General features: G+C 70.1%; 12 protein-coding genes, 1 tRNA gene and 1 pseudogene. 8 read left to right on the forward strand and 6 right to left on the reverse strand.

The features are described from left to right. Positions 1-29 precede the first annotated feature (29 nt). Both ACZ6S6_RS03540 and ACZ6S6_RS03545 read right to left on the reverse strand, forming a co-directional pair. Positions 30-1328: an MFS transporter gene (locus ACZ6S6_RS03540; protein WP_469703579.1), complete on the reverse strand. Its 1299-nt coding sequence runs from the start codon at positions 1326-1328 to the stop codon at positions 30-32. Continuing rightward, on the reverse strand, positions 1325-1864 hold the full coding sequence (locus ACZ6S6_RS03545; protein WP_362958682.1) for an ArsR/SmtB family transcription factor: 540 nt from the start codon (positions 1862-1864) through the stop codon (positions 1325-1327). Before ACZ6S6_RS03545 ends, ACZ6S6_RS03540 begins: the two co-directional genes overlap by 4 nt. Before the next feature lie 217 nt (positions 1865-2081). Here ACZ6S6_RS03545 and ACZ6S6_RS03550 point away from each other — a divergent pair, with 217 nt between their 5' ends. From ACZ6S6_RS03550 to ACZ6S6_RS03565, 4 genes and pseudogenes are all read left to right on the forward strand, one after another. After that, complete coding sequence (locus tag ACZ6S6_RS03550) at positions 2082-2384, forward strand: hypothetical protein (protein ID WP_469703582.1); 303 nt, start codon at positions 2082-2084, stop codon at positions 2382-2384. Between the two features lie 731 nt (positions 2385-3115). Further along, positions 3116-3826: a hypothetical protein gene (locus tag ACZ6S6_RS03555; RefSeq protein WP_469703584.1), complete on the forward strand. Its 711-nt coding sequence runs from the start codon at positions 3116-3118 to the stop codon at positions 3824-3826. A 298-nt stretch (positions 3827-4124) separates the two neighbouring features. Then, positions 4125-4490 carry a hypothetical protein gene (locus tag ACZ6S6_RS03560; protein WP_469703586.1) on the forward strand — a complete coding sequence of 122 codons (366 nt, stop codon included), beginning with the start codon at positions 4125-4127 and terminating at the stop codon, positions 4488-4490. 554 nt (positions 4491-5044) lie between these two features. Next, a pseudogene (locus tag ACZ6S6_RS03565) lies at positions 5045-5356 on the forward strand (tyrosine-type recombinase/integrase); the annotation flags it as partial. Positions 5357-5424: 68 nt separating this feature from the next. Here the strand turns inward: ACZ6S6_RS03565 and ACZ6S6_RS03570 are convergent. Further along, positions 5425-5499 (reverse strand) — tRNA-Val (locus ACZ6S6_RS03570). A gap of 250 nt (positions 5500-5749) precedes the next feature. Here ACZ6S6_RS03570 and ACZ6S6_RS03575 point away from each other — a divergent pair. The 4 genes from ACZ6S6_RS03575 (at position 5750) to ACZ6S6_RS03590 (ending at position 9137) form a co-directional block, all read left to right on the forward strand. Further along, the gene (locus ACZ6S6_RS03575; protein WP_469703863.1) at positions 5750-6532 is read left to right on the forward strand and encodes a DUF4097 family beta strand repeat-containing protein; all 783 of its coding nucleotides are present in this window, start codon (positions 5750-5752) and stop codon (positions 6530-6532) included. A gap of 71 nt (positions 6533-6603) precedes the next feature. Continuing rightward, positions 6604-7998, forward strand: coding sequence for a hypothetical protein (locus tag ACZ6S6_RS03580; protein ID WP_469703588.1), 1395 nt, complete (start codon positions 6604-6606; stop codon positions 7996-7998). A gap of 174 nt (positions 7999-8172) precedes the next feature. After that, on the forward strand, positions 8173-8775 hold the full coding sequence (locus tag ACZ6S6_RS03585) for a DUF4383 domain-containing protein (protein WP_469703590.1): 603 nt from the start codon (positions 8173-8175) through the stop codon (positions 8773-8775). Positions 8776-8921: 146 nt separating this feature from the next. Next, positions 8922-9137 (forward strand): FmdB family zinc ribbon protein, encoded by a 216-nt coding sequence (locus tag ACZ6S6_RS03590; RefSeq protein ID WP_362958667.1) that lies wholly within the window; start codon positions 8922-8924, stop codon positions 9135-9137. A 36-nt stretch (positions 9138-9173) separates the two neighbouring features. Here the strand turns inward: ACZ6S6_RS03590 and ACZ6S6_RS03595 are convergent, their stop codons facing one another. From ACZ6S6_RS03595 to ACZ6S6_RS03605, 3 genes are all read right to left on the reverse strand, one after another. Beyond that, a complete protein-coding gene (locus ACZ6S6_RS03595; RefSeq protein WP_362958664.1) occupies positions 9174-9833 on the reverse strand; it encodes an O-methyltransferase in 660 nt (219 codons plus the stop codon). A gap of 142 nt (positions 9834-9975) precedes the next feature. Next, complete coding sequence (locus tag ACZ6S6_RS03600; RefSeq protein ID WP_469703865.1) at positions 9976-10791, reverse strand: HAD family hydrolase; 816 nt, start codon at positions 10789-10791, stop codon at positions 9976-9978. A gap of 74 nt (positions 10792-10865) precedes the next feature. Then, entirely contained in the window at positions 10866-13640 is a 2775-nt protein-coding gene (locus tag ACZ6S6_RS03605) for a phosphoribosyltransferase (protein WP_469703867.1), read from the reverse strand. Positions 13641-13715 lie beyond the last annotated feature (75 nt).

Consider the following 13715-nt stretch of genomic DNA (forward strand, 5'->3'; position numbering starts at 1 on the left):
GGCCGTGAAGGCGAGTGGAGGCGTCACAACTATTCGGCTGCGCTCTCCCGAACGGAATCCGCGGAATCCGCGGAATCAGGGTGGCCTGGACCGCCGGCCGCGGCCGCGCCACGCAGCGCCGCGTCGACCCGGCGGTTGCCGGTCATGCTCGCCGTGACGGCGGTCATGGTGAGGAGGAGGCCGGCGGCGGCGTAGAGCGGGGTGCGTATGTCGTACGTGGTGGCCAGCCAGCCGCCGAGGAAGGCGCCGAACGGGGCGGCGCACATGGCGAGCATGCGGGAGGTGGAGGCGACCCGGCCCATCAGGCGGGCCGGGACGATCGCCTGCCGGAGGGAGGGCCCGAGCACCATCGTGGCCCCCATGCCCGCACCGCAGACGGCGAGCGCGAGCCCGGCCACGTACGGATTCGGCGCGGCGGCAAGCCCCAGGATGGCAAGCCCCTCGACCGCGGCCGTGCAGGTCAGCGCGGTGCCGGTGCCGAGTCGTCGGCCGAGGAAGGAGGCGATGCCCGCGCCGAGCAGGCCGCCGGTGGCCTCCGCCGTGAGGAGCAGGCCGAAGCCGAAGGTGCCGATGCCGAGACGGTCGTGCGCGAAGAGGGCGAGTACGGTCTCCACGGCGAGGAAGGCGACGTTCCCGACTGCCGGACGGAGCGCGAGCCCGAGCAGCAACCGGTCCCGGAAGACGTACGAGGCCCCGGCCCGCGCCTGCCGAAGCAGCGACTCCCGGGCCTCCGGTGCGGGCCGGGGCGCGGCGGGCAGCGACCGTACGAGCACTGCGGAGAGCGCGAACGACACCGCGTCGGCGAGCAGCGGAACCGCCCGCCCGAACGCGAGCAGCGCACTGCCCGCGGGCGGCCCCGCGAAGCCGGACGCGGCGGTCTGGGCGCCGCGCAGGCGGGAGTTGGCGCGCTCAAGGAATGCGGGGTCGCGGCCGAGCAGATGCGGCAGATAGGCCGTGGCGGCCGTGTCGAAGAAGAGCCCGCCGAGGCCGAGCAGGAAGGCGACGGCCGCGAGCAACGGAATGCTCAGCACGTCGAGCGCGGCGGCCGCCGCCGGTATCGCGAGCAGCACAGCACGCGCCGCGTCCGCGACCCACATCGTGTGCCGGCGGTCCCAGCGGTCGACCAGCGCACCGCCGAGCACCCCGAAGAGCAGCCACGGAAGCGTCCCGACGGCCGTGACGACGGCGAGCGCCATCGGATCGCGCGTCAACGTCAACGCGAGCAGCGGCAGCGCGGCATGCGTCACCCCGTCACCGAGCGAGGACACCGTCTGCGCGGCCCACAGCCGCCCGAACCCTGCCGGCAACTTCCTTGTACCTGAGGTCACTTGGCGTCCCCCTCGGCCCGCTCACCCGGCGCCGGCCGGAACAGCGCGAAGGCGAGCGACACGTCGGGCAACGAAGGATCGGACAGCTCCCGGTACTCGTCCGCGAGTGCCTCCAGCCGCGCCCCCAGCTCCGCGAACTGCTCCTCGGTGAGCCGCAGATGCGCCATCCGTACGTACCGCTCGCCATCCACCGGCGCCGCCTCCAGGTCCGCCACCGCATGCCGCATCAGCACATCCGGCTGCCCCGCCCCCGGATCCGGCAGCACGATCGCCCGCGCGGCCATCGCGTAGTACCGCTCGGTGACCCCCCGCACCTTCCGCGTCCGCACCACCTTCACCAGGCCGGCCCGCTCAAGCAGCCGCACGTGATAGCTGGAACTCCCCTTCGCGAGGCCCACCCGTCCGGCGATCTGCGTGATCGTCGCCGGCTCGAAGCGGAGCACGGCCATGATCCGGTGACGGGTGAGATTGGAGACGGCGCGTAGTTGCTCGTCAGTGGTGACATGAATCGTCTCGGGAAGATCATCGGCAGACATGCGCTCAATGGTCAACGTTTCTTGACCATTGAGCAAGGAGGTTGCGTGCGGCCTTCCGGAATTCGCCCCGACGCGGGATTGCCTTCGCTCCTGAGAGTGAGCGCGTCCACTGCCTTCGGGAGCCGCCAAGCCCGGTGCACAGCACCCGCCCGCCCTGCCTCGCCCAGCCAACCAAGGGCAATAGGAACGACGTTGAGAGCAACTCGTGCTTCTACGATTGGGAGTTGAGAACCCCGGGGACGCCAAGGCCCCATCCCCATGGCCGCCCGCCCGGTACGACGTAATCGCCCCCGCGCAGGCGGCGCCGCGCCGGGCGCACGGCTGGTCCGCCAAGTCCGCGATCGGGCATCTGGCGTGGTCCAACGACAAGGTCGGCCCCCGCGGTTGCACCACGGCGTGGCTGCGCGCCGACGTGGCCGAGCGCCTCACCCATCCCGCGAGCGGCAACCCCGGCTTCACCCCGTTCGACGTGAGCATGCGGCAGGCCGCGGCGGCGACTCGAACCGCCTTGATGGAGTAGGGAAAGTCCTACCGCGCTGGGATCAGGTGTTTGCCATCGTGACTCCGCACGCGCTGCCCGCCCCCGTCGATCGCCGCTCACGTCGACGAGCAGATCCGAAAGGCCCGGCCGGCATAGCCCGACGACGCATCTGGCACGACACCTCTCCTCGGCCGCCACAGCTGAGAATCAAGCAAGGCCCAGGCTCCCGGTTCAGTACCGGTGACCTGGGTCTTCGTGATGCTTCCTGCTGGTGGGCGCAGACGGTTTCGAACCGCCGACATCCGCTTTGTAAGTTCGACCGGGCGCCGCAGCGGCCCCCACCTACCGCTGCCGCGACAACCGGCCAGAGATGCCAACGTACGCCCTTGTCCAGCGTCGTTGATGTCAGCGGTGGATGTCAGAGACCCTCTGATCCGTAGCTCTACAGAGATGGGGCGCTAGAGGTCATACAGGCTGCAGGGAGGGCCGAGGGGGCCCGTGTTGGTCGCTGTCGATTGCTTGGGTTGCTGCACTTCGCTGCTGTCCAGCAGGATCCGAACGGGCCATGGAGCGCAAGCGCCTCGGACTGCCGGCGCTCGGGTGGTGCGGTGAAGCCCACGAGTACGTTGAAATCGCTGGATTGTGCGCCTCGCCTCCGGGATGCTCAATTCATGGTGGAAAGAGCCTCGATCCCTCACTTGCCACAACGACGGATCCCCATGCGCTCGTTGAAGGGCTCGGACTCCGTTGCGTCCGAGGCACTACGGGACATGGTGTATCTCGACGAGCTGGATCGGCAGGCTGGCATCGTCAACAACAGCATCGCCCTCGCCTGGCGACGGGCTGCGGCTGGGTGCTCACCAACTGATGCGAAGGTATGGTCTGCGCTGCAAGCTGCTCTGTTCGCAGCGATCATCGTTCAGCGGATCCTTCACCCAGGAGGTGTCCGTCAGTACCCACACCACGAGACTCCGAACGAGTCCCGGGACTTCGCTCAGCGGCGAGGCCAACGCTTGCGCGACCTGTTGGGCGAGGCTGCTGACGCGGAGATCGTCCGGCTGACGAAGGAGGTCCGTGACCCCTTCGAACATGTAGACGAGCGTCTCGACCAAGTCATGACGCCAGATGCTATCGCCCTATCGGATTGGTATATCTCGGATGGCAAGGCGTTGCTCACTCCAGAAAACGAGATCGGTTCAGTCGGGTATGGGCTACGCGTGTTCTATCCCGACGGAGGCTTTCTCTACTTCGGTTGCAAAAAACTCGATCTCTATCGGCTCGACCTAGCAATGCTGCAACTCCGGGCAGCGATCGATACAGCCCAAAGTGAGCTGCAAAAGAAGGTGCGGGGCCGCAACACATTCGGTGGTACCCAGCTTGTTGACCTCCTCCCTGAAGGCCATGCTCACCAACGCACAAATTATTGGCTCTCCGAGCGACAGCGGCTCGGCCACGGACTCACACGTCCAATGGGTCCTTGAACTCCGTGGGTCTTCGCGGTCGAACGGGGGCCGGTAGCTCCCTTGATGCGAACTACCGGCAGGAGGCGCGCTGGCTGCCGGGCGCGTCAACGTGTCTGTGTGGTCACGATCCCAGTACGCCAGAGACCGAACTCCCCGCTGGCTGCAGGATCGACACATGGAAGTTGACGAGAGTGGCAAGGACGCCCGGAAGACACCTCCTTCGTCCCTACGCCGGTCGCGCAGGTGCGTGCTCTGTGTCGCAAGCGGTCTGGTGGGTGCGGCTGTAGGGGCAGGCGCTGTTGGAGCCATGTGGCGCATGAGCGAAAAAGATGAGGCGTCGTTGGGTCCCGCCTTCACCGCCACGGGCACGGTTACTGTGTTCGGCTCCTGGGTCGGCGCCCAGGAAGACGAAGGGTGCGTTGGCATAGACGACTTCGCTGACCTACGGCCCGGAACCCAAGTACGCGTCTTCGACCTGTCTGGACACGAACTCTCACAAGGACGTCTCGGTGACGGCATCCCCGGCAAGGTTGTAGGAAACAGTTGCACTTGGCCGCTGACCGTTGTCGGAATTCCGGATGGAGGAACTCAGTATCGGTTGGAGGTCGGCCATCGGGAACAACTCGCGAAGACCGGTGAGGAGCTTCGCAACGGCGTGGACCTGTCTTTCGGGGAACAGTAGAAAAAAGCGGCCCCTATCCCGACGGCAACCACCTCATCCCAGCTCCCATCCCGTCCGCCTTCGACCCACACACTGTGGAGCGGGCGTGGTTCAGGGCGTCAAGGTGGAGCGCGCCACTGTACGAACGACCTTGACGCCCTGGGCCGCGACTGCTCGGCTCTGCCTGGGTCGAAGGTGGTCGGGATGGGAGCCCCACGACGCTCACCACGAATCCGCCGGCACCCGCGGACGACACCCCTCCCATCCCGGAGTCTGAGCGCCCCCGCCGGAGGCATGCTTGAAGCCGCAGGCTTGGTTCTCGTCTCATGCCGTTCGGCCTATCCACTGCGGGCGCACGTCGGCGGCGGCGGCAGCGACGAGCGGGCCGGAGGCAGGAGCGCGGGCGCAGCCAGAGCCGGGAAGCGCGCCCGGCGGAGCGGAGCGCAGCCGGGTGCCTTGATGAGGTAGAGAAACCTGTAACAGCTCGCTGGCGCGCGGGCACGAGGCGGCCTTGTGGGGTAGATCCGCTCCTGGTCCCATGGCGGTTCGGGGTAGGCGGATGCTGGAGGCGGACGTGGCTGAGTTGCGGCTACGTCTTCACCACCCGCATCGGCCGGCCGATCGAGCCCCGCACCCTGTATCGCTCGTTCACCCGGGTCGCCGGAACCGCAGGACTCCGCGTGATCCGGCCGCACGATGCCCGGTACGGCTGCGCGACCCTGCTGACCGCCGCCGGCGTCCCGCCCCGCGTCGTGATGGAGATCCTCGGGCACAGTCAGATCGCGGTCACGATGAACATCTATGCCCACGTCGTCCAGGACACGCAGCGCGAGGCCGTGAGTCACCTGGACCGCATGCTGAAGCGGCAGCGTCCCGACCGTGGGTGACCACGCCCGTTGATGTCAAAAGTGGATGTCAAAGACCCCCAGCCATGATCGGCTGGGGGTCTTCGTACTGGTGGGCGCGGGCAGTTTCGAACTGCCGACATCTGCTTTGTAAGAGCAGCGCTCTACCCCTGAGCTACGCACCCGTGGATGAGGGAACAGCGTACATGGACTACGCCCCCTGGTCACAAACGGTTGCCGACGGCAGCGGCCCGGGTGGGACGACGCGGCGCGGGCCCGCCGAAGGTGCGCGGGGCCGCCGAGGATGTGCGGGAGGCGGGGGATATCCCCACCCCGCATACGGTAGCCGTCCCGATTCCCCCGGGTGTCGGCGCGCGCATACCGTGAGCCGGAACGCTGAGCGGCGAACCGACCGTCGCACGATCTGGGGGAACGATCACCGTGGCACTCCGCGCCCGCACCCGCACCCGCACACTCATCGCCTCCGGCGGAGCGGTGATTGCCGCTCTTGTTCTCGCCGGCTGCGGCAGTGCGGACACCGACGACGCACCGGTCGAACACAAGTCGTTCGCGTTCAGTGGGAAGACGCTGACCATCGATACGGGCAACACGACCCTGGAACTCGTGCCGGCCGATGTGAAGAAGGTCGAGGTGACCCGGCAGGTCGACGGGTGGGTGGTGCTCGGGAACGGGCCCGACCCGAGCTGGGAGATGCGGGGCGGCACGCTGACGCTGAAGGTGAAGTGCGAGGCCTTGGTCAGTCACTGTGCCTCCAGGCATCAGGTGAAGGTGCCGCGCGGGGTGGCGGTCACCGTGCACGGGGACAACGGGAAGATCGCGGCGTCGGGGTTCGACACCCCGCTCGACCTGCGCTCCGACAACGGCAAGGTGACCGTGCGCGATTCCAGCGGGCCGCTGAAGCTGGACAGCAACAACGGCGGCATCCTCGCCGAGGGGATCTCCGGCTCGTCCGTGAAGGCCGAATCGGACAACGGTGCGGTGCGGCTGGCGTTCACTGCTGTGCCGACGTTGGTGGACACCGTCAGTGACAACGGGAAGGTCACCATCGAGTTGCCGGGCGGCAGCACCTCGTACGCGGTGAGCACCAGGACCGACAACGGGAACACGTCGGTGGAGGTGCCGCGCAGCGACGACAGCCCCCATGTCGTGAAGGCCCGGAGCAACAACGGCGAAGTCACGGTTCGAAGCGCGAACTAACCGGCCCGTGTGTTCGTCCTTACCAGGTGGGAGAATGTACCGGGCAGGGACGATCGGCACGGGAGAGGGATGTGACGGCGACACACGCGAAGCCGCAGGCGAGAGCGGGTGCGAGTTCCGCCGTTGGAGACGTCAGAGACGTCCACTATGTGCGCGATGTCCTTGTTTTGATGCTTCTGCCGGTGCCACTGCTTGCGGGCGCGCTGTCGGCGGCCTTCGCCGGTGGCGGCACGCGGCGCTGGTTCGGCGGGCGCGGTGAGGGACAGCGGGCCGAGGCGCAGGCCGCGAAGGATGCTGCCGCCGAGGCCTTCTACGAGCTGGACACGGCCCAGCGCGATCTGCGGATCTCGATCGAGACGATCACCGCGGTGGACAGTTCCCCCGCCGCGCGCAAGGCCGTCGACGACTTCGCCGCACTGGGGCGCAGCATCGACGCGGCCAGCACCGCCTACATCACCGCCGTCGACGCGCACGATCTGGACCGCGACGACCTCGAACCGTCGATCGCCACACAGGCCAAGTCCCAGCTGTCATCCGCCAAGAACGACCTCGTACGGGTCAAGGGCGAGCTGGACCGGTTCGCGGCCGGTCTCGGGCCGCTGCTCGGCAGCGCCGAGACCCAGCTCGCGCGGCTCGCGCCCGCTGTGGAGCGGGCGCGGCAGGCGCTCCTGTCCGCGAGCAATGCTCTCGACGCGGTGCGGGAGTCCGGATTGCGAGCGGACGATCTCGCCGCGCGGCTCGCCGCCCTCGCCCCCGAGCTGACCAAGCTCAACCAGGGCGCTGGCCGGCACGGCGTGGCCGAGACCCTCCAGCGTGCCGATCAGGTGTTGCGCGATGCCGAGGCCGTACGGGCCGAGGCGGCCCAGCTGCCCGAGCGGGCCGCCGAAATCGATCGCCGGCTGGTGACGCTGCGTACCCGCGCCCAGGCGTTGACGACCCGGTCCGCTTCCGTCGAGCCCGTGCTCAGCGAGCTGCGGCGACGGTTCTCGGCCGCCTGCTGGCAGGACCTCCAGCCCGTCCCGGAGCAGGCCGCGGTCAATGTCCGCCAGGCCGAGGAGAAGCTGAAGGAGGCCGCGAAGGCGCGCAGCGAGCAGCACTGGGCCGATGCGACGTCCCTGCTCAGCACGGTACGTGCCCTGCTCAACGCCACGGACGAGGCGGTGTCCGCAGCCGGTGACCGGCTGCACCGGCTGAACGAGGTGGCCAAGGACCCGCAGCAGGAGATCCAGCGGACCCGGTTCGCGATCCGGGACGCCCAGCGGCTGGCCATGGCCGGGCGCAACACCCCCGAGCCGCGCCACGCCCGTCCGCTGGACGACGCGGTGGCCCGGCTCGATCAGGCCGTCACCGGTCTTGAGGGACGCCATCCCGACTACTGGCACTTCCTGACCGTGACGGAGGGCGTACGGCAGACCGCCGCGCGTGTGGTCTCCGAGATCCGTGAGGAGCGCGGGGCCGGCATCTGAGTCGTCCCGCCACCCCGCCGCGTCCGCCACCCGCCGCAGCCGCCACCAGCCGCATCCGCCGGCGGCCGGTCCGGGTGCCGGCCGGTGGGTGTTTGGCGTGCGCCGCACCCCTCGCGGAGCGATCCTGGTAGTACCTGAAGGGGGCCCGGTCTAGTACCTGAAGGAGGCCCGTTCATGGCCACCCACGTACTGCGTCCCGCTCGACGGCCCGCAGCTCACCGCAAGGCCACCCGGCTCGATGAGCATCTGCCCGTCGATCACCGGCTCAGCCGCGTCTACCGGGTGGGGGCGGGGCTGATGGGTCTGGTGCTGCTCGCCTTCGGCATTCTCGGGCTGATCGACAAGATCGGCTTCTTCGACACCGGCGGTGACACCGTCGCAGGTCTCAGCACCAACGGCGCGCTCAGTGTGCTGTCGATCTGTGTCGGGCTGCTGCTGTTCATCGGGATGGTGATCGGCGGCAACTTCGCCTCGACCCTCAACATGGTCGTCGGCATCGCGTTCATCCTCAGCGGCTTCGTGAACCTCGCGCTGCTGGACACCGGGATGAACTTCCTCGCCTTCCAGATCCAGAACGTCCTGTTCAGCTTCGTCGTCGGGCTGCTGCTGATGTTGTTCGGGATGTACGGGCGCGTCAGCGGCGGGCTCCCCCACGACAACCCGTACTGGCGGACCCGCCATCCCGACGAAGCCGCAGAAGAGCAACGAATCGGGCGGCGCAGGCAGGTCGAGGAGATGCCCGTTGTCGTCCCGCCGTCCTCCGGGCGGTGGGTGTAGGGCCGCCTTCCCGTCGGGCTCGGACTCTGACTCTGACGCCTTCCCGTCGGGCTCGGACTCTGACTCTGACTCGGGCTCGGGCTCGGGCTCGGGCTCGGACTCGGACTCGGACTCGGAGAATCGGTCCTGGCGGATAGCCTGGGGGCATGCCTCGTTACGAGTACCGCTGCCGCTCCTGCGGAGACACGTTCGAACTCAGCCGCCCGATGGCCGATTCCTCGGCCCCCGCCTCCTGCCCTGCCGGGCACGAGGACACCGTGAAGCTTCTCTCCGCCGTCGCCGTGGGCGGCGCGGCCGGTTCCGCGCCCGCACCATCAGGCGGTGGCGGCGGCGGTTGCTGCGGTGGGGGCTGCTGCGGCTGACCCGGCCGGCACAGGCACGGCCTGCCCCTGCCGCCGCTACCGCTTGCGCGACAGGGTCAGGCCGTCCGACACCGTGAGCAGCACGCTGTCCATCCGCGGGTCGGCGGACACGTGGTCGTTGAACTCCTTGATGGCCGCCGCCCCACCGGTCGCGTGCGCGTCGGTCACGCGGCCGTGGAACAGCACGTTGTCCGTGGTGATGACGCCGCCCTGACGCATCCGGGGCACCAGTTCCTCCCAGTACGGGATGTAGTTGCCCTTGTCCGCGTCCAGGTAGGCGAAGTCGATGTGCGGTTCGGTCGGCATCGCCCGCAGGGTGTCGAGGGCGGGGGCGATCCGCAGGTCGATCCTGTCGGCGACGCCTGCCTTCTGCCATGCCTCACGACCGTATGCCGTCCACTCCTCCGAGACGTCGCAGGCGATCAGCCGTCCGTCGGCAGGCAGGGCCTGGGCCATCGCCAGGGCGGAGAAGCCGGTGAAGGTCCCGACCTCCACGATGTGACGGGCCCCGGTCAGCCGGACGAGGAAGGCCAGCAGCGGGCCCTGCTCCTCGGCCGACTGCATGCCCGCGTGGTCGGGGAGACGGGCGTACGTGGTCTCTACGAGCTCGCGCTGCACCGCGTCCAGCGGCGGGTTGTGCGCCAGCATGTACGCGTACAGCTCGTCCGTGATCTTGGTTTCGTTTCCCTTGGTCATCGCACTACTCCCTGGTCGGCCGAGCGCTCCCCCGGCGGGCGGGAACGCGGTGACTGTAGTCGCCGGACATCGCCGGTTCGAGCGGATGCGGATTCGGCGGCGCGCCGCGCGGCACAGCCCCTCGGCGCACCAGCTCCGCCCGTCAGGCGGCCTGGCGCAGGCCCGACGCCTGGAGGAGGCGCCGCAGGATCTCCTCGCCCGCGGCCACACCCCGCTCGGCGGTCGCCGTCACGTGCGGGGCGCTCCACCGCTCGTCGACGAGTTCGCCGTGGCCGGGGCGCCAGCCGTGGTCGGCGGCGAGCAGCAGATCCGCGTCCAGGAGGGAGTCACCGGCGGCGAGCGTGAGCGTGGCGCCCGTGCGACGGGCGACCTCGTGCATCGCCGCGCTCTTGGTGAGCGGCCGCGGTACGGCGTAGATCTTGCGGCCCTGGAGCGAGACGGTCCAGCCGCGCGGCTCCGCCCACTCGGCCAGCTCCTGCCTCCAGTCCGGGGGCAGCAGTGCCCGGTCGACGACGAGGTAGGCGAAGAGGTCCTCGGCGACCCGCTCCTTGAGCAGCCAGGCGGGGTCGGCGGCGGATACGAGGTGGGCGCGGACCTCGGCGAGCGAGGCGCACTCGTCGGCCAGCCTGCGGGTCACCGTCCGCTGCCAGTCCGGGTCGGACTCGCCGTCCACGAGGATGTGTCCGCCGTTGGCGCAGATCGCGAACCGGGCCGCGGGTCCAGGGAGATGGATGCGGTGGTACTGCTCGCGGGTACGGGTGGTGGTCGGCACGAAGACGGTGGAGCGGGCCAGTTCGACGAGGAGTGCGGCGGCCGTCTCCGTGACGTACGAGAGCGGCTTGTGGTCGTACACCTCGACGCAGAGCAGCCTGGGTGCCTCCGCGTCCGGCATCGGGAGCTGGAGCGCGGCCGCCGAGTAGATCAGGGTGCGGTCGAGGTCGCTGGCGACCAGCGTCACCGGTGCGACCGGCGTGACCGGGGAGGTCGGAGAGGTCGGTGCGACCGGGGAGGTCGGAGAGGTCGCGTGGGACGTCACTTGGACTCCACCGCCTTGCCGTCCGCGCCGGTCGCCCCGCGCGTGTACTTGGGGTGGATCAGCCCGACGCAGGTGTACGGGAGCGCGTCGACCTCCTCGACCGGTACGCCGCGCTGCCGCGCCAGCAGCCTGATGTGCTCCAGGTCAGCGCCGGCGCCCCGCTTGGCGAGGATCTTCCACGGGACCCGGCGCAGCAGGACCCGGGTCGTCTCCCCGACGCCCGGCTTGACCAGGTTCACGTCGTGGATGCCGTACTCCTCGCTGATGCGTTCCACCGCGGCCCAGCCCTCCCAGGTGGGTGCGCGGTCGGCGGCAAGCAGTTCCTTGACGTCGGCGTCGACCGCGTCCGCGACCTCACCGAACCGCTCGGCGACGGTGTCGAGGAAGTGGCCCGAGACATCCGATCCGGCGAGCTCGCGGTAGAACTTCGCGCCGTGGAAGTCCTGCGGCCCGACCAGGTCGGCGCGCAGGACCGTACGGGAGATCAGGCCGGACACCGTGGAGTTGAGGCAGGCCGAGGGGATCAGGAAGTCCTCGCGGGTGCCGTACGTACGGACGCAGCCGCCGGGATCGGCCAGGACCGCGATCTCCGAGTTGAAGCCCTCGGTTCCGTCGGAGTCCTCGAACTCGGCGATGGCGGCGGCCAGTTCGCGGGTGATGGCGCCCTTGCCCGTCCAGCCGTCGACGAACACGACGTCGGCCGGGTTGTGGTGGGCGGCCAGCCAGCGCAGGGCGTTGGCGTCGATACCGCGGCCGCGCACGATCGAGACGGCGTAGTGCGGCAGGTCGACGCCGTGCCGGTGGCGCGCCCAGCGGCGCATCAGTACGCCGACCGGGGTGCCGGCACGGGCCAGCGAGACCAGCACGGGACGCGGGCCGCGCTCGGCGAGGACGGTCTCGGTGACGGCGCCGACGGCGCGGGCGATACGGGCGGCCGACAGGTCCAGCGCCGCCTTGAACAGGTCCTGGTACTGCTCGGACGGCTGGTACTCGACGGGCAGCGACTCGGCGTAGTGCGCGCCACCGCTCTGTATCGCCTCCTCGCGCTCCTCGGTGGGCGCCTCCAGCTCGGTGTCCGAGAGGTCCTGGAGCAGCCAGCCGACCTCGTCCGGCGCGTAGGAGGAGAAGGCGGGGCCTCGGAGGGGCTCGGGCAGCATGCGGGGTTCTTCCTGGCGTTCGGGGGCGGCGACGGAGGCCTCGGGCTGGATGGCCGCCGCAGGGGTCGCGTCCGGCGGTATGTACGAGGGCACGACCGCGAGCAGCACCTGAGCGGTGTGCGGGGCGAGCCGCGCCAGCAGTCCGTCGGGGGCGTGCAGTTCGGGTGTGTCCGCGGTGGAGTCGACGACGGCCACTATGGCGTCGAAGCCGGCGCCCGCGACGTTGTACGCGTACCGGTCGCCGGGGCCGTCCGCCGGGTCGTCGTGGGCCGGGAAGACCAGCCGGGTGCGTATCGCGTAGCCCGGGTCGTCCACCGCGAGGACCGGGGAGCGGGTCGTGGTGGAGTAGCGGACCTCGGCGCCGATGCGGTCCTCCAGGGCCGTGGCCAGGCGCAGGGGTGCGTACATCAGCTCCTCGAAGCCGAGGACGAGCACGCGGCGCGCCCTGTCGTCCAGCGCACTGTCGTCCAGCGCCGCGTCGTGCGGTGTCGCGTCGTGCGGTGTCGCGTCGTGCGATGTCGCGTCGTACGGTGCTCCGTCGTCCCGGACTGCGTCGTCCCGGGCTGCGTCGTCCTCCCGGACTGCGTCCTCGCCCTGTGCGCCCTCGTCCAGCGCCGCGACGATGCGGTCCGCCATGGCGGGGAGTGCCGCCTCCAGCCGGGCGCGGTGCGCGGGGGTGAAGCCGTGCCTGCCGCCGTCCGGCACGCCGACGGGCCACCCCAGCTCCACCCGCGCGCAGGGACGGGGGTGGGAGCCGGGCCCAGCGGTTGTCGGCTGCGCCGCCTCCTCCGCCGTGACCAGCGCCTGCCCCTTCTCCAGGACGCCGTCCGGGAGGCGGACCGTGCCCGAGTTCCTCGCCACCAGGTCGATCCGGGCGCCGATCTCCGCCGCGAACTCGGCCAGTCGGCCGTGGTCGGCCGGCGAGCGCATGTCGACCAGGGCCACGATCACGTAGCGGTTCCGGGGGTAGCGCTCGTGCAGGGCGCGGATGGTGTTGAGGACGGTGTTGCCGGTGGAGAACTCGTCGTCGACCAGCACCAGCACCGCGTCGGACGCGTGCGCCTCCCCGGCACCATCAGCCTTCCCGGCACCACCAGTCTCCCCCGCACCACCAGCCTCCCCCGCGCCACCGGTCTCCCCCGCGCCAACCGTGTCGCCGACCGCGTCGCCGACCGCGTCGCCGGCGTCCCCCGCCAGCAGGTCCGGGTCCTCCGGCAGGAGCAGGTGCGAGGTGGCGTGCGAGTGCGACTCCTCGAAGCCGCCCGCACGCGCCACGCCCGCCACGGGGCGTCGCGTCGAGTGGAGATACGGTGCGGCGCCGAGCCCGTCGGCGACCGCGTGGCCGAGGCCGGTGGCCGTCTCCGCGTAGCCCAGCACGACCGCACGCCGCGTCCCGGCCTCCCCGAGCAGTTCCCGCACCCGGCGGCCCAGCTCGAATCCGGCGCCGTAGACCACCGAGGGGTACTGCGGCACATGCTTGCCGAGCACATGGGAGACGAGCAGATGCGCCCGCTTGGGGTTGCGCCGCAGGGCGAGGCCCAGCAGCTCCCGCAGCTCACCGTCGCCCACGAGCTCGACGCCCAGCCGCTCCGCGACCCAGCTACCCGACCACACCACGTTCGCCGTCTCTTTCCTCAGCTGTGCGCCCGCTCATCGGGTCGCACTAGGGGTCACGCCCGTCCGGACACC

This window comes from Streptomyces sp. NPDC048671 (assembly GCF_055587045.1).